Source organism: Mycobacterium seoulense, assembly GCF_010731595.1.
Classification (GTDB): Bacteria; Actinomycetota; Actinomycetes; order Mycobacteriales; family Mycobacteriaceae; genus Mycobacterium; species Mycobacterium seoulense.
The window spans coordinates 3,370,097-3,389,061 of sequence record NZ_AP022582.1 but is presented as its reverse complement, the minus strand read 5'-3'; the positions used below and the strand labels follow the sequence as shown (position 1 = coordinate 3,389,061).

20 protein-coding genes and 1 riboswitch are annotated in these 18,965 nt (G+C 69.0%); of the genes, 10 read left to right on the top strand and 10 right to left on the bottom strand.

Annotated elements, in window-relative coordinates:
* Positions 1 to 169: 169 nt before the first annotated feature.
* Both G6N37_RS15515 and G6N37_RS15510 read left to right on the top strand, forming a co-directional pair.
* Complete coding sequence (locus G6N37_RS15515) at positions 170 to 1,381, top strand: acetyl-CoA C-acetyltransferase (RefSeq protein WP_163681635.1); 1,212 nt, start codon at positions 170 to 172, stop codon at positions 1,379 to 1,381.
* A 4-nt stretch (positions 1,382 to 1,385) separates the two neighbouring features.
* The gene (locus tag G6N37_RS15510; RefSeq protein ID WP_163681633.1) at positions 1,386 to 3,530 is read left to right on the top strand and encodes a 3-hydroxyacyl-CoA dehydrogenase NAD-binding domain-containing protein; all 2,145 of its coding nucleotides are present in this window, start codon (positions 1,386 to 1,388) and stop codon (positions 3,528 to 3,530) included.
* Positions 3,531 to 3,599: 69 nt separating this feature from the next.
* Here G6N37_RS15510 and G6N37_RS15505 read toward each other — a convergent pair whose 3' ends face one another.
* From G6N37_RS15505 to G6N37_RS15495, 3 genes are read right to left on the bottom strand one after another with little or no spacing between them, the layout of a single operon-like run.
* On the bottom strand, positions 3,600 to 4,208 hold the full coding sequence (locus G6N37_RS15505; RefSeq protein ID WP_163681631.1) for a class I SAM-dependent methyltransferase: 609 nt from the start codon (positions 4,206 to 4,208) through the stop codon (positions 3,600 to 3,602).
* Positions 4,209 to 4,239: 31 nt separating this feature from the next.
* Positions 4,240 to 5,103, bottom strand: coding sequence for an LLM class F420-dependent oxidoreductase (locus tag G6N37_RS15500; RefSeq protein ID WP_163681629.1), 864 nt, complete (start codon positions 5,101 to 5,103; stop codon positions 4,240 to 4,242).
* Positions 5,094 to 6,335 carry an FAD-dependent monooxygenase gene (locus tag G6N37_RS15495; protein ID WP_163681626.1) on the bottom strand — a complete coding sequence of 414 codons (1,242 nt, stop codon included), beginning with the start codon at positions 6,333 to 6,335 and terminating at the stop codon, positions 5,094 to 5,096. The genes G6N37_RS15500 and G6N37_RS15495 overlap by 10 nt, the downstream gene beginning before the upstream one ends.
* 75 nt (positions 6,336 to 6,410) lie before the next feature.
* Here G6N37_RS15495 and G6N37_RS15490 point away from each other — a divergent pair, with 75 nt between their 5' ends.
* Positions 6,411 to 7,400 carry an LLM class F420-dependent oxidoreductase gene (locus G6N37_RS15490; protein WP_163681624.1) on the top strand — a complete coding sequence of 330 codons (990 nt, stop codon included), beginning with the start codon at positions 6,411 to 6,413 and terminating at the stop codon, positions 7,398 to 7,400.
* Positions 7,401 to 7,403: 3 nt separating this feature from the next.
* Here G6N37_RS15490 and G6N37_RS15485 read toward each other — a convergent pair whose 3' ends face one another.
* Entirely contained in the window at positions 7,404 to 7,697 is a 294-nt protein-coding gene (locus tag G6N37_RS15485; RefSeq protein ID WP_163681622.1) for a putative quinol monooxygenase, read from the bottom strand.
* A gap of 145 nt (positions 7,698 to 7,842) precedes the next feature.
* On the opposite strand from G6N37_RS15485, the gene G6N37_RS15480 reads away from it, so the two are divergent.
* Together G6N37_RS15480 and G6N37_RS15475 are read left to right on the top strand one after the other, a co-directional pair.
* Complete coding sequence (locus G6N37_RS15480; protein ID WP_163681620.1) at positions 7,843 to 8,259, top strand: Zn-ribbon domain-containing OB-fold protein; 417 nt, start codon at positions 7,843 to 7,845, stop codon at positions 8,257 to 8,259.
* Between the two features lie 10 nt (positions 8,260 to 8,269).
* Positions 8,270 to 9,415: a thiolase family protein gene (locus G6N37_RS15475; protein WP_163681618.1), complete on the top strand. Its 1,146-nt coding sequence runs from the start codon at positions 8,270 to 8,272 to the stop codon at positions 9,413 to 9,415.
* Positions 9,416 to 9,519: 104 nt separating this feature from the next.
* On the opposite strand, the gene G6N37_RS15470 is transcribed toward G6N37_RS15475, so the two are convergent.
* Both G6N37_RS15470 and G6N37_RS15465 read right to left on the bottom strand, forming a co-directional pair.
* Positions 9,520 to 11,169: a DNA repair helicase XPB gene (locus tag G6N37_RS15470; protein ID WP_163681616.1), complete on the bottom strand. Its 1,650-nt coding sequence runs from the start codon at positions 11,167 to 11,169 to the stop codon at positions 9,520 to 9,522.
* Positions 11,170 to 11,210: 41 nt separating this feature from the next.
* Positions 11,211 to 13,463, bottom strand: a complete 2,253-nt coding sequence (locus tag G6N37_RS15465; RefSeq protein ID WP_163681613.1) for a helicase-associated domain-containing protein — start codon at positions 13,461 to 13,463, stop codon at positions 11,211 to 11,213.
* A gap of 118 nt (positions 13,464 to 13,581) precedes the next feature.
* Between G6N37_RS15465 and G6N37_RS15460 the strand changes: the two genes are divergently transcribed.
* Genes G6N37_RS15460 through G6N37_RS15445 form a run of 4 tightly spaced genes read left to right on the top strand, consistent with a single transcriptional unit; the run spans position 13,582 to position 15,219 of the window.
* The gene (locus G6N37_RS15460) at positions 13,582 to 13,782 is read left to right on the top strand and encodes a hypothetical protein (RefSeq protein ID WP_156744849.1); all 201 of its coding nucleotides are present in this window, start codon (positions 13,582 to 13,584) and stop codon (positions 13,780 to 13,782) included.
* An 8-nt stretch (positions 13,783 to 13,790) separates the two neighbouring features.
* Complete coding sequence (gene moaC, locus G6N37_RS15455; protein WP_163681611.1) at positions 13,791 to 14,315, top strand: cyclic pyranopterin monophosphate synthase MoaC; 525 nt, start codon at positions 13,791 to 13,793, stop codon at positions 14,313 to 14,315.
* Positions 14,315 to 14,797 carry a MogA/MoaB family molybdenum cofactor biosynthesis protein gene (locus G6N37_RS15450; protein WP_163681609.1) on the top strand — a complete coding sequence of 161 codons (483 nt, stop codon included), beginning with the start codon at positions 14,315 to 14,317 and terminating at the stop codon, positions 14,795 to 14,797. The genes moaC and G6N37_RS15450 overlap by 1 nt, the downstream gene beginning before the upstream one ends.
* Complete coding sequence (locus tag G6N37_RS15445; RefSeq protein ID WP_163681607.1) at positions 14,794 to 15,219, top strand: molybdenum cofactor biosynthesis protein MoaE; 426 nt, start codon at positions 14,794 to 14,796, stop codon at positions 15,217 to 15,219. Before G6N37_RS15450 ends, G6N37_RS15445 begins: the two co-directional genes overlap by 4 nt.
* Before the next feature lie 77 nt (positions 15,220 to 15,296).
* Here the strand turns inward: G6N37_RS15445 and G6N37_RS15440 are convergent, their stop codons facing one another.
* From G6N37_RS15440 to G6N37_RS15425, 4 genes are all read right to left on the bottom strand, one after another.
* Positions 15,297 to 16,172, bottom strand: coding sequence for a transglycosylase family protein (locus tag G6N37_RS15440; protein WP_163681605.1), 876 nt, complete (start codon positions 16,170 to 16,172; stop codon positions 15,297 to 15,299).
* A gap of 12 nt (positions 16,173 to 16,184) precedes the next feature.
* Positions 16,185 to 16,382: riboswitch (cyclic di-AMP (ydaO/yuaA leader) on the bottom strand.
* Between the two features lie 237 nt (positions 16,383 to 16,619).
* Positions 16,620 to 16,898 (bottom strand): MoaD/ThiS family protein, encoded by a 279-nt coding sequence (locus G6N37_RS15435; RefSeq protein ID WP_163681603.1) that lies wholly within the window; start codon positions 16,896 to 16,898, stop codon positions 16,620 to 16,622.
* 4 nt (positions 16,899 to 16,902) lie between these two features.
* The gene (gene moaA, locus G6N37_RS15430) at positions 16,903 to 17,979 is read right to left on the bottom strand and encodes a GTP 3',8-cyclase MoaA (RefSeq protein ID WP_163681601.1); all 1,077 of its coding nucleotides are present in this window, start codon (positions 17,977 to 17,979) and stop codon (positions 16,903 to 16,905) included.
* Complete coding sequence (locus G6N37_RS15425; RefSeq protein ID WP_163681599.1) at positions 17,976 to 18,377, bottom strand: YccF domain-containing protein; 402 nt, start codon at positions 18,375 to 18,377, stop codon at positions 17,976 to 17,978. Before G6N37_RS15425 ends, moaA begins: the two co-directional genes overlap by 4 nt.
* A gap of 163 nt (positions 18,378 to 18,540) precedes the next feature.
* On the opposite strand from G6N37_RS15425, the gene G6N37_RS15420 reads away from it, so the two are divergent.
* Positions 18,541 to 18,948: a cold-shock protein gene (locus G6N37_RS15420; protein WP_083167539.1), complete on the top strand. Its 408-nt coding sequence runs from the start codon at positions 18,541 to 18,543 to the stop codon at positions 18,946 to 18,948.
* Positions 18,949 to 18,965 lie beyond the last annotated feature (17 nt).

The window sequence follows — 18,965 nt, the reverse complement described above, 5'->3', positions numbered from 1 at the left end:
GGATCCGCGGGTGTGCGGCTGGCCACATGCCACGGGGCGCTCCGAACCGTTGCCGATGAGCAGCGGCGATCGGCCCAACCAACAGGTTGGCCGGGCACTTTGTTAGGGTGCGGTATCCGGACCTACCTTTAATACGGATCCGAAACCCACTCGCGAAGAGGAACTCGACATGTCCGAAGAAGCCTTCATATACGAGGCCATCCGCACGCCGCGGGGCAAGCAAAGAAACGGCTCGCTGAACGAGGTCAAGCCGGTGAACCTGGTCGTCGGGCTGGTCGACGAGCTGCGCCGGCGCAACCCCGACCTGGACGAGAACCTGATCAGCGACCTGATCCTGGGGTGCGTCTCGCCCGTCGGTGACCAGGGCGGCGACATCGCCCGGACGGCGGCGCTGGTGGCGGGGCTGCCCGAGACCACCGGTGGTTTTCAGCTCAACCGGTTCTGCGCCTCGGGCCTCGAGGCCGTCAACACCGCCGCGCAGAAGGTGCGCTCCGGCTGGGATGACCTGGTGCTGGCCGGTGGTGTCGAGTCGATGAGCCGCGTCCCGATGGGCTCCGACGGCGGCGCCTGGGCGACCGACCCCGAGACCAACTACCGGATCGGCTTCGTGCCACAGGGCATCGGTGCCGACCTGATCGCCACCATCGAGGGCTTCTCCCGCGAGGACGTCGACGCCTACGCGCTGCGGTCGCAGCAGAAGGCCGCCGAGGCCTGGTCGGGTGGCTACTTCGCCAAGTCGGTCGTGCCGGTGCGCGACCAGAACGGTCTGGTCATCCTCGACCACGACGAGCACATGCGGCCCGACACCACGATGGAGGGTCTGGCCAAGCTGAAGACCGCGTTCGACGGCATCGGCGAAATGGGCGGCTTCGACGACGTGGCGCTGCAGAAGTACCACTACGTCGAGAAGATCAACCACGTCCACACCGGCGGCAACAGCTCGGGCATCGTGGACGGGGCGGCGCTGGTGCTGGTCGGCTCGGAGAAGGCGGGCGCGTCGCAGGGCCTGACCCCGCGCGCCCGCATCGTTGCCACGGCGACCAGTGGCGCCGACCCGGTCATCATGCTGACCGGCCCGACCCCGGCCACCCGCAAGGTCCTCGACCGCGCGGGGCTGACCGTCGACGACATCGACCTGTTCGAGCTGAACGAGGCGTTCGCGTCGGTGGTGCTGAAGTTCCAGAAGGACCTCAACATTCCCGACGAGAAGCTCAACGTCAACGGTGGCGCCATCGCGATGGGCCACCCGCTGGGCGCCACCGGCGCCATGATCACCGGCACCATGGTCGACGAGCTCGAGCGCCGCAACGCCCGTCGCGCGCTGATCACGCTGTGCATCGGCGGCGGCATGGGTGTCGCCACCATCATCGAGAGGGTTTAAGACCATGGCAGAGAACACCATTGCGTGGGACAAGGATGCCGACGGCATCGTCACGCTGACGCTCGACGACCCCACCGGGTCGGCGAACGTGATGAACGAGCACTACAAGGAATCGATGCACAAGGCGGTTGAACGCCTTGTCGTGGAGAAGGATTCGGTCACCGGCGTGGTGATCGCGAGCGCGAAGAAGACGTTCTTCGCCGGCGGCGACCTGAAGAGCATGATCACCGCCGGCCCGGAGAACGCCGGGGACGTCTTCACCGAGGTCGAGGACATCAAGCGCGACCTGCGCGCCCTGGAGACCCTGGGCAAGCCGGTGGTGGCCGCCATCAACGGCGCCGCGCTCGGCGGCGGCCTGGAGATCGCGCTGGCCTGTCATCACCGCATCGCCGCGGACGTCAAGGGCCTCGTCGTGGGTCTGCCCGAGGTGACGCTGGGCCTGCTGCCCGGCGGCGGCGGGGTGACCCGCACCGTGCGGATGTTCGGCATCCAGAACGCGTTCATGAACATCCTGTCGCAGGGCACCAGGTTCAAGCCGGACAAGGCCAAGGAGATGGGCCTGGTCGACGAGCTCGTCGGCTCGGTCGAGGAACTGGTCCCGGCCGCCAAGGCTTGGATCAAGGCCAACCCCGACGCGCACACCCAGCCGTGGGATGCCAAGGGCTACAAGATGCCTGGCGGGACTCCGTCCAGCCCGGCGCTGGCGGGCATCCTGCCGTCGTTCCCGGCGCTGCTGAAGAAGCAGCTCAAGGGTGCGCCGATGCCGGCGCCGCGGGCCATCCTGGACGCGGCCGTCGAGGGCGCGCAGGTCGACTTCGACACCGCGAGCCGCATCGAGAGCCGCTATTTCACCCAGCTGGTCACCGGTCAGGTCGCCAAGAACATGATCCAGGCGTTCTTCTTCGACCTGCAGCACATCAACGGCGGAGGCTCCCGCCCCGAGGGCATCGAGCCGGTCAAGATCAACAAGATCGGTGTGCTGGGTGCCGGCATGATGGGCGCCGGTATCGCGTATGTGTCCGCCAAGGCCGGCTTCGACGTGGTGCTCAAGGACGTCAGCCTCGAGGCCGCGCAGAAGGGCAAGGGCTACTCGGAAAAGCTTGAGGCCAAGGCGCTTCAGCGGGGCAAGACCACCGAGGAGAAGAGCAAGGCGCTGCTGGACCGGATCACGCCGACTGCCGACCCCGCCGCTTTCAAGGGCGTCGACTTCGTCGTCGAGGCGGTGTTCGAGAACCAGGAACTCAAGCACAAGGTGTTCCAGGAGATCGAGGACATCGTCGAGCCCAACGCGCTGCTCGGGTCCAACACCTCGACGCTGCCGATCACCGGTCTGGCGACCGGCGTCAAGCGGCAGGAGGACTTCATCGGGATCCACTTCTTCTCACCGGTGGACAAGATGCCACTGGTCGAAATCATCAAGGGCGAGAAGACTTCTGACGAGGCACTGGCCCGCGTGTTCGACTACACGCTGGCCATCGGCAAGACGCCGATCGTGGTCAACGACAGCCGCGGCTTCTTCACCAGCCGCGTCATCGGCACGTTCGTCAACGAGGCCTTGGCGATGCTCGGCGAGGGCGTCGAGCCCGCGAGCATCGAGCACGCCGGCTCGCAGGCCGGCTACCCGGCGCCGCCGCTGCAGCTGTCCGACGAGCTCAACCTCGAGCTGATGCACAAGATCGCGGCCGCCACCCGCAAGGGTGTCGAGGATGCCGGCGGCACCTACGAGCCGCACCCGGCCGAGGCCGTCGTCGACAAGATGATCGAGATCGGCCGGCCGTCCCGGTTGAAGGGCGCGGGCTTCTACGAGTACGTCGACGGCAAGCGCGCCGGGCTGTGGCCGGGGCTGCGGGAGACGTTCAAGTCCGGTTCGTCGCAGCCCCCGCTGCAGGACATGATCGACCGGATGCTGTTCGCGGAGGCGCTCGAGACCCAGAAGTGCCTCGACGAGGGCGTGTTGACGTCGACCGCCGACGCCAACATCGGGTCGATCATGGGCATCGGCTTCCCGCCGTACACCGGTGGTAGCGCGCAGTTCATCGTCGGCTACTCCGGTCCGGGCGGTACGGGCAAGGAAGCCTTCGTGGCCCGGGCCCGTGAGCTGGCCGCCAAGTACGGCGACCGTTTCCTGCCGCCGGCGTCGCTGACGTAGGTTCGCCAATCGCGAAAGCCCCCGAAGCGCTTGTCTTCGGGGGCTTTCGCGGGCGTGTCGTCGCGCCGGTTATGTGTCGCGGCGCTGGAAGAGGTAGTACCGCGCCGGGGTCTTCTCGGCGCGGTCCAGTTCGCGTTCCGCGCCGGCCGACAGCAGCTTCCAGGCGGGTGCGAAGCGTCGTTCCATCTCGTCGCGGGCGACGCCGCGTACGCCGATGCGGCCGCCGGGCACGAAAGCGACGACCAGTAGCCGCGCGTCCGGAGCCGCCACGGCGCTGATCTCCCGGACGTAGGCGTCGCGGTCGTCGTCGCTCATGTTGTGCAGGCAGCCGTTGTCGACGATCAAGCCGAAGTTCCCGCCGATGCCGGCCTGGCTCAGCTGCGTGACGTCGGCCTGGACGAACTTGACCGCGGCGCCGGAGCCCCGGGCCTTGGTGCGCGCCCGCTCCAGCGGCTTGGCGACGAAGTCGACCGCGGTGACCTTCCAGCCGTGTTGGGCGAGGTAGATCGAGCAGTCACCGGTCCCGCAGCCGACCTCGAGGGCCGATCCCGCGGGAAGCGCCGGCGCGTCGACCGTTCCCTCGACCAGGTCCCGCACGCTCTGCGCGAGCGGATGGCCGTCCCACGGCGTGAAGCCGATGCGGTAGAAGATCCGAAACAGGGTCTGCTTGGAAGCCATACCCCACCCTAAGCGCGAGTGAGGCGGCGGGTCATCCCTGCGTGGCGGCGGCGATGCGGCGCCATTGTTCGCGCGGGAAGGCCTTCGGGTCGGCCAGCAGTACCTGGATGCACACGTGGTCGGCGCCGGCCGAATGATGCTCGGCGACCCTGCGCATGATCGCCTCTTCGTCGCCCCAGGCGATGATGGCGTCGAAGAGCCGATCGCTCACCTGCGCCACGTCCTCTTCGGAGAACCCGCTGCGCAGCAGGTTGTTGGCGTAGTTGGGTAACGCCAAGTACGCGCGCAGCCAGTCGGTTCCGATGCGCCGTGCCTCGTCGGCGCTGTCGGTCAGTATCACCGTCTGTTCCGGCAGCAGCAGGGGGCCGTCACCCAAAGTCGCACGGGCGGAGGCGGTGTGGTCGGGCGTGACCAGGTACGGGTGCGCCCCGCGGGACCGGGTCGCGGCCAGGGCCAGCATCTTCGGCCCGAGCGCGGCCAGCACCCGGTTTTCGGCGGGTACGGGCCGTGGGGCGGCATCCAGCCCGTCCAGGAATGCCGCCGTCGCCGCCAGCGGTTTGCGGTATCGCCCGGGTTGGCTGGCGTCGATCAGCGGTGCGTGACTGACGCCGATGCCCAGCAGGAAGCGGTCCCCGTGCTCGGCGGTCAACGTCGCGTAGGAGTCGGCGACGGCCGCCGGCGCATGCATCCACAGGTTGAGGATTCCGGTGGCGATCACGGTCCGCCGCGTCGCGGCCAGCAGGTTGCCGACGGCGTCGAACACCGGACCGCCGACGTCGGGTATCCACAGCGCCGGGAAGCCCAGTTCGTCCAATTCCGCCGCCGCCTCGGCTGATTCGGACGGATCGCCGTAGCGCAGTTGACTGCTCCAGATCCCCACGCCGGTCAGTTCCATCGGCGGTAGTTCCCTTCGTCGGCGTGGGGATCGGTGGCGCTGTAGTCGGGCACCGGCATCGAGTCGTGCATGCGCACGCCCTTCGTGTTGAGCTTCGCCACTGCCCGGGACAGCGAGCCGGGCATCAGTGAGACTAGCTGGGCGCCACGGGTCAGCGCCCACACCCCGAGCCGCGAGCCGGGAATGATGCCCCTGGCGGCCCCGCGCGCGAAGGCCCGGCTGCGGTGCACCGGTTCGCGCATCTGCAGTTCGTAGGCCGCGAACGCGCGCAGGAGGTCGCCGTCGGCCCCAGCGAGCTCGCCGGCCAGCACGTAGGCGCCGAGCACCGCAAGGCTGGTGCTGCCGCCCACCGCGGGGCCCGGGCAGTATCCCGCGTCACCGACGAGGGTGACCCGCCGCCGCGACCATCTGTCCAGCCGAAGCTGGCTGATCGAATCGAAGTAGAACGCGGGCGTATCGTCGATCTCGCCCAGCCAACCGTCCACCTGCTCGTGCATGTTCGCGAACGCATCGCGCAGAATGCCCTTCTGCCGCAACGCATCCCGATGGTCAAAATCGAGTTCGTGTTTGGCGCGGAACAGGAAGACCGCGCGCGCGTCGTCCAGGTGCTCGGCGGTGTAGATGGCCGCGAGGCGGCCCACACCGACGTGACAGGTCATCTCGCCGCGGGCGGCCAGCGCCTTGGGGACCGACACCACCGCCAGATAGCCGCCGAGGAACCGCGTGAGGTCGGCTTCCGCGCCGAAGGTCAGCTGCCGAACGTTGGAGTGCAGCCCGTCGGCGCCGACGATGACGTCGAACCGGCGGGCGGGGCCATGCTCGAACGTCACCTCGCCGTCGTGTTCGATCGCGGTGATCGAGTCGCCGAACAGGTACTCGACGTCGTCGCGCCCTGCGGTGTAGTAGATCTCGCTGAGATCGTCGCGCATGATTTCCACATGCCGGTCCGACGTGGCGGCGTAGATCTTGGTGAGGTCGATCTCGAAGGGCCGCGACCGGCCCTCCCGATGCATGGTCATGTGGTTCGTTCCGGTGGCGCGCGCCTCGATTTGGGGCAGGACGCCCATGCTCGCCGAAATTTCCATAGCGGGACGGAACAGGTCGACGGCGTGGCCGCCGGTCTTGCGCAGTGTGGGCGCGCGCTCGACGACGGTGACGTCGAAGCCGCGACGGCTCAGCCAGTAGGCCAGCACCGGGCCCGCGATGCTGGCGCCGGAGACGAGGACCCGCACGGCGACCTCCCGCTTGCTTGACGACTGGTAAGCCTAGCGGGGCCTGGCCGACCGATCGGGCTAGAGTCCGTTGCTATGCGCTTCGGTCTCTTCATCCCGCAAGGCTGGCGAATGGATCTGGTCGACATCGAACCGGAGAAGCACTGGGCGGTGATGCGCGACCTGGCCGTCTACGCCGACGACGGCGCGTGGGACTCGCTGTGGGTCTACGACCATTTCCACACCGTCCCGATGCCGACGGGCGAAGCCACCCACGAGGCGTGGTCGCTGATGGCCGCCTACGCGGCGGTCACCTCGCGGATCAAACTCGGCCAGATGTGCACCGCGATGAGCTATCGGAATCCGGTATACCTGGCCAAGGTCGCGGCGACCGCCGACATCATCTCCGGTGGCCGGATCCAGATGGGCATCGGCGGCGGATGGTACGAACACGAATGGCGCGCTTACGGTTACGGTTTCCCGTCGGCCGGCGTGCGGCTGGGCCGGCTGGACGAGGGCGTGCAGATCATGCGTGACGCCTGGCGCGACGGCATGGTCAGCTTCGACGGCAGGCACTACCAGGTCGACGGGGCCATCGTTGCCCCTAAGCCGCTGCAGGACAACGGGATTCCGTTGTGGATCGCCGGCGGCGGCGAGAAGGTGACCCTGCGCATCGCCGCGAAATACGCGCAATACACCAACTTCACGCCGGAACCCGAGGCCTTTGCCCACAAGTCGGAAGTGCTTGCGCAGCACTGCCGGCGGCTGGGCACCGACTTCGATGCCATCGTGCGGTCGGCCAACTTCAACGCCGTCGTCGGAACGTCGGACGCCGACGTCAAGGACCGGCTACGGCGCGTCCGCGACCGCGTGGTCCGCTACGTGCCCGAGGCGGCGGCCGATGCGATGCTCGCCGCCGGCAGCGGTCCCGATTCGGCGACGGGCACACCGGAACAGGTGGTCGAACGGATCGCCAGGCTCCGCGACCTGGGGTGCGAATACGCCATCTGCTATTTCCCCGAGGCCGCATACGACCGCTCCGGCATCGAATTGTTCGAGCGCGAGGTCATTCCGGCCCTGAGCTAGCCGTCAGATGTCGGAGGTGGTGTACCTCTTCTTGACGGGCGGCTCGGCCAACAGCGGCGGCAACTCGGTCAGTCGGCCCTCGCCGGCACGAAACGCGCGGTAGGCCTCGTCATGCTCGACCGTGTCCCACAGTTCATAGATCAGCCAGTGGGCTTCGTCGTCCTCGTCGACGAGCACGTCGGTGCCGAGGTTGCCGGCGAACGCCCGGGTGTCCCGCAGCGCCCGGCCCATGACGTCGCGCGCCTGCGGCACCGCGTCGGGCTTGAACTTCAATTCGAGTATCACGGTGACTGGCATAGCGCCCAAGATATCGCTCCCCTGGGGCCCCTACCGGCCGGGGCGCAACGAATGAGAATGCGGTTTCCACTTTCCGGAAAGCTGTTATACGGTTCAGTGAGCAACATTCTGTTGGCGGCCCGTGGACGCTTCTGGAGGATCCCCGATGCAAAAGGCACTCGCCCCCGAGATCTCGACCTGGCCCGATGAGAGCCCACAGCTGATCGGCAGCCGATGCGGCGGCTGCGGCGCCACCACCTTCCCGGTGCAGCAGTGGTGCCCGCGGTGCAGCGTCGGTGAGATGACCGACGTGTTGCTGCCGCGCCGCGGAACGCTCGTCGCGTGGACGACTCAGGGCTTTCCGCCCGGGGCGCCGTACGCCGGCCCGACCGGCAAGGACTTCGTTCCGTTCGGGGTCGGGCTGGTCCAGCTCGACGACGTGATCCGGGTCGAGGGCCGGTTGACCGAGAACGACCCCGCCAAGCTGCAATTCGGGCAGGAGGTCGAGCTCACCATGGTGCCGCTCACCACCGACGAAGAGGGCGCCGAAATCATGACGTTCGCGTTCCGGCCGGTCGCATAAGGAGAGAACGATGACCAACGATGTCGCCATCATCGGCGTGGGCCTGCACCCCTTCGGCCGGTTCGACAAAACTTGCATGCAGATGGGCGCCGAGGCCGTCCAGTCCGCGCTGCAGGACGCCGGCGTGTCCTGGAAGGACATCCAGTTCGGATTCGGCGGCAGCCACGAGATCTCCAACCCCGACGCCGTGACGCGGCTGGTCGGACTGACCGGCATCACCTTCACCAACGTCTTCAACGCTTGCGCCACCGCGGCCAGCGCCATCCAGCAGACCGCCGACACCATCCGGCTGGGCAAGTATGACCTCGGCATCGCCATCGGCATGGACAAGCATCCGCGCGGTGCGTTCACCGACGAACCGTCCTGCTTGGGCCTGCCGCGGTGGTACGGCGAGAACGGGCAGTTCGTCACCACCAAGTTCTTCGGCATGAAGGCCAACAAATACCTGCACGACCACCACATCTCCCAGGCCACGCTGGCCAAGGTGGCGGCCAAGAACTTCCGCAACGGTGCGCTGAACCCGAACGCCTTCCGGCGCAAGCCGATTCCCGAGGACGAGATCCTCAACTCGACGGTGCTGAACTACCCGCTCACCCAGTACATGTTCTGCGCCCCCGACGAGGGCGCCGCGGCGGTGATCATGTGCCGCGCCGACATGGCGCACAAGTTCACCGACAAGCCGGTCTACGTGCGCGCCTGCGAGATCCGCACCCGGCGGTACGGCGCCTACGAGGTGCATGCCACGTCGGCCCCGCTGGACGAGGACGCCTCACCCACGGTGTACGCCGCCAGGGCCGCGTACGAGGCCGCGGGCATCGGGCCCGAGGACGTCGACGTCGCGCAACTGCAGGACACCGACGCCGGCGCCGAAGTGATCCACATGGCCGAGACCGGCCTGTGCGCCGACGGCGAGCAGGAGAAGTTGGTGGCCGACGGCGCGACCGAGATTCACGGCTCGATGCCGGTCAACACCGATGGCGGGTTGATCGCCAACGGCGAGCCGATCGGGGCGTCGGGGCTTCGGCAGATGCACGAACTGGTGCGCCAGTTGCGCGGTGAGGCGGGCGAGCGTCAGGTGCCCGGCAACCCGCGCGTCGGCCTGGCTCAGGTGTACGGCGCGCCGGGCACCGCCTCGGCGACCATCCTGTCGCTTTGATCTGCCACCGCGCCGCCACGCATGGGCCATGCGTGTCTTCCCGAATGTGATATCGCCCGTGATATCACATTCGACGCGTGTCGCATGGTCCGAAGAGCTTTCGTCTAGATCGCCGGTCCCAGCAGGTCGTCCGCGTCGCGGATGATGTAGCCGTAACCCTGCTCGGCGAGGAAGCGCTGCCGGTGCGCCGCGTACTCGGCGTCCAGGCTGTCGCGGGCCACCACGGAGTAGAAGATGGCGCCGCCACCGTCGGCCTTGGGGCGCAGCAGCCGGCCCAGCCGCTGCGCCTCCTCCTGGCGGGACCCGAAGGTTCCCGAAACCTGAACCGCCACCGAGGCTTCCGGTAAGTCGATGGAGAAGTTGGCGACCTTGGACACCACCAAGGTGGACACCTCGCCGCGGCGGAACGCGTCGAACAGTTCTTCGCGTTCCTTGGTCCGCGTCGACCCCTGGATCACCGGGGCGTTCAGCTCGGCACCCAGCTCGTCGAGCTGGTCGAGGTAGGCGCCGATCACCAGCGTCTGTTCGCCCGGGTGCTTGTCCAGAATCGACTTGACCACGGCGATCTTGGAATGCGCCGTCGAGCAAAGCTTGTAGCGCTCTTCGGGTTCCGCGGTGGCGTACATCATCCGCTCGTTGTCGGTCATGGTGACCCGCACCTCGACGCACTCGGCCGGCGCGATCCAGCCTTGGGCTTCGATGTCCTTCCACGGCGCGTCGTAACGCTTCGGGCCGATCAGGGAGAACACGTCGCCCTCGCGGCCGTCTTCGCGGACCAGAGTGGCCGTCAGGCCGAGGCGTCGCTTGGATTGCAGGTCGGCGGTCATCCGGAACACCGGCGCCGGCAGCAGGTGGACCTCGTCGTAGATGATCAGCCCCCAGTCGCGGCTGTCGAAGAGCTCCAGATGCCTGTACTCGCCCTTGGTGCGGCGGGTGATCATCTGATAGGTCGAGATCGTGACGGGCCGAATCTCCTTGCGCTCTCCGGAATATTCGCCGACCTCGTCCTCGGTCAGCGAGGTGCGCGCCACCAATTCGCGCTTCCATTGCCGCGCCGCGACGATGTTGGTGACCAGGATCAGCGTCGTCGCGCTGGCCTTCGCCATCGCGGCCGCGCCCACCAGTGTCTTGCCCGCCCCGCACGGGAGCACCACCACCCCGGACCCGCCGGCCCAGAACGAGTCGGTGGCCATTTGCTGGTAGTCGCGCAGGTGCCAGCCGTCCTGCGCCAGGCTGATCGGATGGGCCTCGCCGTCGACGTAGCCCGCGAGATCCTCTGCGGGCCAACCGATCTTGAGCAACATCTGTTTGACGCGGCCGCGTTCGCTGGGGTGCACGACGACGGTGTCGTCGTCGATACGGGCGCCGAGCATGGGGGCGATCTTCTTGTTGCGCAGCACTTCCTCGAGCACCGCGCGGTCGAGGCTGAGCAGGGTCAGGCCGTGCGCCGGGTGTTTGACCAGCTGCAGGCGGCCGTAGCGGGCCATGGTGTCGACAATGTCGACCAGCAGCGGCTGGGGCACCGCGTAGCGCGAGAAACTGACCAGGGCGTCGACCACCTGCTCGGCGTCGTGGCCGGCGGCGCGGGCATTCCACAGCGCCAACGGCGTGATGCGGTAGGTGTGCACGTGCTCGGGCGCGCGCTCGAGCTCGGCGAACGGTGCGATGGCGGCACGCGCGGCACCGGCCAGCTCATGGTCGACCTCGAGCAGCACCGTCTTATCGGACTGCACGATCAACGGGCCGTCAGTCAAGGGCGCCGCTCCTCCTCATTTCTCGCCGGATCACCGGTCCATTATCGGCCGTTGGCCGACACCACCGACGTGATGCGGTGGATGGCGAAGTCACGCAGCCGCCCCGAGGCCGAGTCGAAGGCGGTCAGCTGACCGCCCCGGACGGTGATCGGCGACACGACCCGCTGGGTGGCGACGCCGGCGGCATCCAGATAACCGATCACCAGCGTGTCTTGTTCCCTGGCCGCGCGCTGCAACAACGACATCGTCACCGCCGGGTCGACGCGAATGTTGCCGAACGGCGCGGCCGTCACCTTGCGCAGCACCGCCACCACGGCGTTGAGGCTCTCGATGTTGGGGCGCGGCATCGGGCGGTAGGGCCGCCGTTGCTGCGGCGCGGGCACGCGAGCCCCCCGGGGACGGACGTCGACGATGGCGCCGGTGGAGTCCTCGGCCGCCGGGGCGAAGCCCGCCGCCCGCAACGCGACCAGCACCTCCCCGATCGGCGCCGGGGATACCGCGACCGTCGGGGCCAGGGCGCGCAGTTGCACCCCTCCGGTGGCGGGCGCGGCTATGGCCTGGGCCAGCAGCGCCGGGTCCTCGCACCGTATGAACGAAGCCGCCATGCCGATCCGCAGCTGGCCGTGCCGGCGTGCGACATCGTCGATGAGATAGGTCAGGCCCTGCGGGACGGGCGTTTTGGAGTGCCTGGCGAACAGGGCGTGCATCCAGTCGCTGGTCTTGCCGACGTCGAGGGCATGCCGGATCGTCTGCTCGCTGATGCGATACACCATCGCGGTGCCGGCCGACTCGACGGTGGCCACCGCGGCCAGCTGCTCGGCCAGGTCGCGCTGCAGCGGGCCGGGTACGACCACGGTCAGGTCGGCCTGGATGACGAAGTAATCGATCGGTTTGGGCAGGGACCGCGCCATGGTGTCGATCGCGGACTGGGCGTCTTCGCGCAGCAGGACCCGGCCGGCCGTGCTGAGCGCGCCGCGTCCCACCAGCCCCAGCGCTTGGCTCTCGGCCAGCAGATCGCCCACCGGGCCGGGCTGCAGCCGCTTGGCCCAGCGTGGCCGCCGCCAGATGAGCGCCGCCGACGCTTCGAGCGCGTTGACGCCCGCCCCCGGCGGCAATTCGGCCAGCGTGCCCAGCAACAGCCGACGGTCCAGCGGCGCGGCGGTCGAGTACAGCGCATCCGTAAGGGCGCCATAGGTTTTGGCGTCGGGTCCGCGGGTTCCGATCAGGGCCGGCCGGCTCGGGAGGTCAAGCCAACTACTGGCCAGCAGCTGCCAGCGCTCGGCGGTGGGCATCGCCGTGAACCGGTCGATGGCCGCGGTCGGCGCCCAGTACGGCGCCTCGCCGGTGACCGGTTCCGGGTCGGGCATCCCGCTCGCGATCAAGCCGGCCCCGGCCGCCACCTCGAGAATCAACCCCAGGCGCGACTCGTCGATGCCGGTCGACTTGCTGAGCCGCTTGACGTCGCGGATTCCCAGCCCGCCGCTGCGCAGCTCGGAAACCGGTGCGGCGGCCAGCGTTTCGAGCAGGACGTCGAGTTCTCGCAACAGGTCGATGGTGGCCCCGGCCGCCGCCGCGTCGACGTCGTCGCTGGTGGTGGTCGACACCACCGGGTCGGGCGCCGTCAGCCGCATGGGCCCGGGCTGTTCGCCGCGCAGCACCTGCCCCACGTGGCGCGGCAATATCACCGTCTCGGCGTCGATGCGGCGCAACAGGCCCATCGCCAGCAGCTGGGGCACCGGCCGGTCCACGGGGGCGCCGGGCGCGGCGTCACGGGTGCGGCCCATCGGAGAACCCTCGAGGAGCTTCTCCAGCACGGCGAGCTGCGCCTGGTTCAACTCGTCGATGAGGCCGGCGATCTGCTCGCCGGTGCGGGAGGCATCCTCGAGGGTGACCTGGCCCGGGTGCCACGGCAGCGCCGTGCCGGCGTCGGGTGCCACGCGCAGCGCCGCATCGCCCCAGACCAGGGCGCGCTCCCGCAGATCGTCCAACGCCGTCACCACGTCGGACTCGTGAGCCCGTTCACCGATCAGGGCCAGCAGTTTCGTGGTGGGCACCGGAGTGGCGTCGGCCTGCAGCACCAACAGCGCGTCGAGCACCGCGAGCCGCAGGAAGTCGAGCTCGTCGGTGGCGGCCTTGACCGACTGGCGGGCCTGCGCGCGGGCGGCCAGCGCGGCGATGCTCCCGGGAGGCGGCTGGGCGAGGTCCGGCCGCAGCTCTAGCAGGCGGATCAGCCGCTCGTCGGACAAGTCGGCCAGCCACGACCCCAGCGGGATATCCGGGGTGTTGTCGGTCATTGCTGACCAGCGTAAAGCAGTCGGCGGGTCCTGAGCAGGCAACGAGAGTCGCCGCCTCGCCGCTGGAACTGGCGGTCTTGCACCACGCGCGCGAGAGCGACCTGTCAGAATGGACGGCGTGGCTGACACTGCTGAGGGCAAAGCCCGCAAAACCAGGTATGTCGACAACGGGTGGCCGACGACGGACCACGACGACCACGCGGTGAGCGAACTCGCGACCGACCGCACGGGCGCCTTGTCGCCCTTCGGCGAGCTGGTGTTCCCGCTGCCCTCCACCGACCTGCCCTACCTGCACCCGGTCACGGTCGTTAACCGGTAGGCGCCAGGATGGCCAGGGCCGACGCCGCCAAGCCCCCGGCGAGCTGGGCGTCGGGAGAATCCCCTGCGGGCGCACTGTCGCACCTGGATGAGCGTGGTGCGGCGCACATGGTCGACGTCAGCGGCAAGGGGGCGACCAAGCGGACCGCGGTCGCCGCGGGTGCCCTACACACGTCGCCGCGCGTCGTGGAGCTGATCTCGGCCGGGGGACTGCCCAAGGGCGACGCGTTGGCCACCGCCCGGGTGGCGGGCATCCTGGCCGCCAAGCGCACCAGTGACCTGATCCCGCTCTGCCATCAGTTGGCGCTCACCGGAGTCGACGTGGAGTTCATCGTGGGGGAATCCGACATCGAGATCACCGCGACGGTGCGCAGCACCGACCGCACGGGTGTGGAGATGGAGGCGCTGACCGCGGTCAGTGTGGCCGGTCTGACGCTCTACGACATGATCAAAGCGGTCGACCCCGCCGCGCGCATCGATGACATTCGCGTGCTGCGCAAGGAAGGCGGCAAGACCGGAACGTGGGAGCGGTGATGGGCGCCCGATCCGCCCGCGTCATCATCGCCTCGACCCGCGCCTCGGCGGGGGTGTACGACGACCGGTGTGGGCCGATCATCGCCGAATGGCTTGGGGAGCGGGGGTTTTCGCTCGCCGACCCGGAGGTGGTGGCCGACGGTGAGCCGGTCGGCGAGGCGCTGCGCGCGGCGGTCGGCGACGGCGTCGACGTGATCATCACCTCCGGGGGCACCGGCATCTCGCCCAGCGACACCACCCCCGACCAGACGGTGGCGGTGCTCGACTACATGATCCCCGGGCTGGCCGACGCCATCCGCCGGTCGGGGCTGCCGAAGGTGCCGACATCGGTGTTGTCGCGCGGAGTGTGTGGCGTGGCGGGCCGGACCCTGATCGTCAACCTGCCGGGTTCCCCCGGCGGCGTGCGTGACGGCCTGGGCGTGCTCGCCGACGTGCTCGATCACGCGCTCGATCAGCTCGCCGGTGGAGACCACCAGCGATGACGCTCGTCGTCCGCGCGGCCATGACCGATCACCCGATCTTCCTGGCCGAGCACGAAGAACTCGTGGCCCATCAGTCGGCCGGGGCCGTCGTCGGCTTCGTCGGCATGATTCGCGACCACGATGGCGGCCGGCGCGTGGTGCGGCTGGAGTACTCCGCGCATCCGTCGGCTGAACAGGTCTTGGCCAAGGTGGTCTCCGATGTCGCGGAACAGTCGAGCGGGGTGCGCGCCGTGGCGGCCAGCCACCGGATCGGGGTGCTGCGCATCGGGGAGGCGGCGCTGGTGGCCGCGGTTGCGGCTGACCACCGTCAGGCGGCGTTCACCACCTGCGCGCTTCTCGTCGACACCATCAAGGCGCTGCTACCGGTGTGGAAGCACCAGTTCTTCGACGACGGGACCGAAGAATGGGTGGGCTCGGCGTAACGCCGTAGCGATTGGAATGCCGGCACGCCCCGAAGCGCAGATGTTCGAGGCGTGCCGGGCAGTCTGGCGGGCGGGACTCAGGTGGCCGGGGCCGGCTGGGCGATCGCGTCGAGCGCGTCGTTGCCCTGGATGTCCTGCGCCCGAATGGCCTCCCACAGCTGCTTCGTGTAGCCAACCGAGGAAACCTCCTGCGGCATGTTGGCCGGGACGAAACCGTGGAAGTCGTTGTCGACGACGGGCGCGTCCGCCGGCGGTGCGGGCGGTAGGTCCGCCGGGGGCGCCGGCGGCAGGTCGGCGGGCGGCGCGGGCGGCATGGCGTCGGCGGGCGGCGCGGGCGGCATGGCGTCGGCGGGCGGCGCCGGCGGCATGGCGTCGGCGGGCGGCGCCGGCGGTACCTCGGCCGGAGGAGCCGGGGGCAGCTCCGCCGGAGGTGCCGGCTGGTCGAATCCGGTCAGTTGGACCGGCGCGGGCGGCGCGGGCGGCGGGGGCGCGTCGGCGGGCGGCGGAGCCAGCGGTGCCGGCTGGCCATTGATACCGGGCGCATCCAGGGGAGCGTCCAGGCCGGCCGGCGCGGGGATCTCACGCGGCGTCGGGCCCGACAGCGGGCCACCGCACACCGGCCACGCACCGCGGCCCTGGGTGGCCAGCACGCGCTCGGCGACGGCGATCTGCTGTTCTTTGGTGGCCAATTCGGCCGACGGGGCGTATTGGCCACCGCCGTGCGCGGCCCACGTGCTCGAGCTGAACTGCACGCCACCGTGGTAGCCGTTGCCGGTGTTGATTCCCCAGTTGCCACCGGATTCGCAACGGGCTACCTGGTCCCATTCGCCGTCGGTGGCCGCGGCCGCCTGGGCGGCCAGGGCGATGCTGCCGCCACCGAGGACCGCGCCGGTGACGGCGATCTTGGCGACGCTGATGTTTGACGTGCTGGGCTTACGGTGACGTCCACTCATAGGCCGTAAAAAATCCTCTCTCGTCACGCGCCTGCGAGGTCAGCTGTCGGGTTCGGGTTGGAGAGGCCACCCGGCCGTCATCGAATGCACTGCGTATCCGCTGTGAAACGACGTCGGCTTCACCCCTAGGGGCCGCACGCGGCCCCAATCCGATCACGGTGGACCGGTGGGTCCCCCGTCTCCATCCACGTAGGTCGGTGGCCCCTGCCTACTGGATGGAGCTCGGCGCGATAGGGAGGGGAGGTCCGCCAATTCGGTTGTCTTGGCGAGCCTTCGGAGAAACGTAGCGGTTTCTGTCGATCCCGTCACGTTCTGCGAAACCCGGCGTTTCCCTCTCGGCCACCTGCGAAAACCCAAGGAACACGCGGCATTCACGCAGGTCATAGCACCCGATATCGGAGCGTGATTCCGTCGTTATCGTTCCGTTACGTGAGATAACTCACAGTTTTAGCCGCCCGCGAAGGGGGGTAGGACGTCGATCGTGTTGCCGGTACGTAACGGTGCGGTCTCGTCGCGGACGGCGACGCCGTCGCAGAGATAGGAACATCTGCCCAGCACCGCGGCGAGTTGTGAGCCGCGCACGGAGAGGCGCTCGACCAGCTCGGCCACCGTGGTGCCGGGCCGCACCACCACCGTCTCGGCCTCGGCGCCCGCCGCCGCCCGCGCGGCCGCGAAGTAACGCACCGTCACCTGAACCCCGTCTTGCTGGACGGACGTTTGACCCATGGGGCTAGCCACCGATCGCGCTCATCGGCCGGTCGGGCTGGACGAAACTGGGGTCGTTGATCCCGTGACCGGCGGGCTTGCCCCACATCGCGACCCGCCACGCCCTTTCGATCGCATCGTCGGACGCGCCGCTGCGCAGCAGGCTCCGAAGATCGGTCTCCTCGGCCGAAAACAGGCAGCTGCGGACTTGACCGTCGGCCGTGAGCCGGGTGCGATCACAGGCCGAACAGAACGCGTGCGAGACCGATGCGATGACACCGAACTTGCCGCTCGGCGTGCCCGGGCCGGTGTCGACCAGCCAGAGCTCGGCGGGCGCCGAACCGCGCGGCGCCGGGTCGGGACGTAGCCGGAAGTGGGGGCGCAGCGTGTCGAGCACGTCGTCGGCGCTCAGCGCGGCTCCCCGGCGCCATTGGTGCCCGGCGTCCAGCGGCATCTGCTCGATGACCCGCAATTGGTGGCCTCGCTCGAGGCAGAACCGCAGCAGTTCGACGACGTCCTCGCGCCCGGTGACCGGGTCCAGGACGGCGTTCACCTTGACCGGCGTCAGGCCGGCGTCGTGAGCGGCGGCCAGGCCGGCGAGCACGTCGTCGAGCCGATCGCGGCGGGTGATCGCCGCGAAGTGGTCGCGATCCACGCTGTCCATCGACACATTGACCCGGTCCAGGCCGGCCCGGGCGAGGGCGGCGGCGCGCCGCGCCAGCCCGATGCCGTTGGTGGTCAACGAGATCTCCGGGCGCGGCCGCAGGGCGGCCACCGCCGCGACCACCTCTTCGAGGTGCCGTGCCAACAGGGGCTCGCCACCGGTGAACCGCACGCTGGTGATGCCCAACCGGGTGACGGCGATGTGCATCAGCCGGGCCAGCTCGTGGGGCCGCAGGAGTTGCTCGCCGGGCAGCCAATCCAGGCCCTCGGCCGGCATGCAGTAATTGCACCGCAGGTTGCAGCGGTCGGTCAGCGAGACCCGCAGATCGGTCGCGACCCGTCCGTAGGTGTCCAGCAACGGGCCCGTCATCGGCGCGTCCGGCGTGTTCCGCGCGGTGCTGCCCGGCACCGTCGGCACACCCAGCGTTGTCACGGTCATGCGGCCATCACCTGGGACGACGGCGAACCCACCGGAACGATCTGCTTGCCCAGCGGCATCAACGACACCGGGATCAGCTTCAGGTTGGCCAGCGCCAGCGGAATGCCGACGATCGTGATCGCCATGGCCAGCGCGCTGAGCACGTGGCCAATCGCCAGCCAAAGCCCGAACAACAGCACCCAGATGACGTTTCCGATGAGGGTCACCGTCCCGGCGGTCGGCTTGTCGACGATCGTGCGGCCGAACGGCCACAACGCGTACGAGGCGATGCGCAGCGACGCGAAGCCGAAGGGGATCGTGATGATGAGCAAGAAGCTGATGAGCGCCGCAACCACGTACCCGGCGGCCATCCACAGGCCGCCGAACAGGAGCCAGATGATGTTCAGGATCAGGCGCATATCTCCTCCACCGTTGCTGCCCAGCCTACCGAGTGGGAGATAACGGGGGTGCTCGTCAGGTGAGCATCCGAGTAGGATCTACAGACCAAACGGCGTCCTGCGCAGGCGGGACGCTTATTGTGTTGGCCATTCTATTAATCCGTTAGACAAGCAGGTGAGACCAGTGCCGACCGGCAAGGTTAAGTGGTACGACGCCGACAAGGGGTTTGGCTTCCTGTCGCAAGAGGACGGCGAAGACGTGTACGTCCGCTCGTCGGCGTTGCCCGCTGGGGTCGAGGGGCTCAAGGCGGGCCAGCGCGTGGAGTTCGGCATCGCCTCCGGGCGGCGCGGGCCTCAGGCGCTGAGCCTGAAGCTGATCGAGCCGCCGCCCAGCCTCACCAAGGCGCGCCGCGAGGTGCCCGCCGAGCACAAGCACAGCCCCGACGAACTGCACGGCATGGTCGAGGACATGATCACGCTGCTGGAAAGCGCCGTGCAGCCCGAGTTGCGCAAGGGCCGCTACCCGGACCGCAAGACGGCTCGACGGGTCTCCGAGGTGGTTCGGGCGGTCGCCCGGGAGCTCGACGCCTAGCTCGTCGCCGCCGGCCC